The sequence below is a fragment of the Acinetobacter sp. EKM10A genome (assembly GCF_011075215.1).
Lineage (GTDB): Bacteria > Pseudomonadota > Gammaproteobacteria > Pseudomonadales > Moraxellaceae > Acinetobacter > Acinetobacter baumannii.
This window is the reverse complement of the sequence record NZ_JAALLK010000039.1, coordinates 1-1,282: the sequence shown is the minus strand read 5'-3', so window position 1 is coordinate 1,282 and position 1,282 is coordinate 1. Positions and strand designations below refer to the sequence as shown.

At 38.1% G+C, this 1,282-nt stretch carries 1 protein-coding gene; it reads left to right on the top strand.

Annotated features, from left to right (window positions below; all coding sequences use genetic code 11):
• Positions 1–76: 76 nt before the first annotated feature.
• A protein-coding gene (locus G9371_RS18960) for an IS3 family transposase (RefSeq protein WP_085944219.1) occupies positions 77–1,221 on the top strand; the annotation gives its coding sequence in 2 pieces (ribosomal slippage) (positions 77–341 and positions 341–1,221; 1,146 coding nt in all).
• Positions 1,222–1,282: the final 61 nt, after the last annotated feature.

Genomic DNA, 1,282 nt, shown 5'->3' with positions numbered 1-1,282 from the left:
AGAGGTGGATCAGGAAATTTGAACAACACTTATAAGTGATATTTTGCTCCCCAAATGATGTTATAAACATCAATATATGGAGTATTTTATGGCACGTAGACCAAGAAGAAATCATTCAAATGATTTTAAAGCTAAGGTAGCACTTGCTGCGATTAAAGCAGAAAAAACACTTGCTGAATTGAGTGCTGAATTTGATGTTCATCAAAACCAAATTATCGACTGGAAAAATCAACTGATTTCAGCTTCCTCGCAAGCTTTCGATCAATCAAAAGCTCCAACAGAACCACCCATCGATCTAAAAAAACTACATGCAAAAATCGGTGAGCAGGCATTAGAAATTGATTTTTTAGAAGGTGTGTTGAAGAAACTGGGCCGCTTCAACCACAAAAGTTAATCGATGACTCACTTCAGATTTCAGTATCTAAGCAAGCTCAGCTGCTGAAAGTCTCCCGTGGTTGTTATTACTATCGCCCAAAACCTGTGAGTGCATCAGATCTGAAGCTGATGCGGTGTATGGATGAGTTACATATGCAATACCCTTTTGCAGGTAGCCGTATGATGCGTGATTTGTTGAATCGTCAAGGACATCATATAGGACGACGTCATACACGTACTTTAATGAAGAAAATGGGCATTAATGCGTTATATTGCAAACCAAATTTAAGCCAGGCTAATCAAGCTCACCGCAAATATCCATATCTGCTCAAAGGATTGGCTATTCAGCGCAGTAATCAAGTGTGGTCTACGGATATAACGTATATCCCTATGGCAAAAGGCTTTGTTTATTTATGTGCTGTGATTGATTGGCATAGCCGCAAGGTACTTGCGCATAGAGTATCGATTAGTATGGAGGTTACATTTTGCATAGAAACATTAAATGAAGCTATTGAAAAATATGGTCGACCTGAAATATTTAATACAGACCAAGGCAGTCAGTTTACCAGTGATGCATTTATTGATGTATTGAAATCAAATGACATCCAAATCAGCATGGATGGTAAAGGTCGATGGGTTGATAATGTGATGGTTGAACGATTATGGCGGAGCGTTAAATATGAAGAGGTGTATCTCAAAGCCTACAGCAATGTTTTGGATGCGAAGAAGCAATTAAACGCATATTTTGAATTTTATAATTTGAAACGACCTCATTCGAGTCTGGACAAAATGACTCCAGATGAGTTTTACTATGACCAGCTACCACAACAAAATAAGGTAGCTTAACTAGAGCAGAGTATCACTTATAAATAAGCTTTTAGTTGTTCAAACATGTGGGACCACCTCT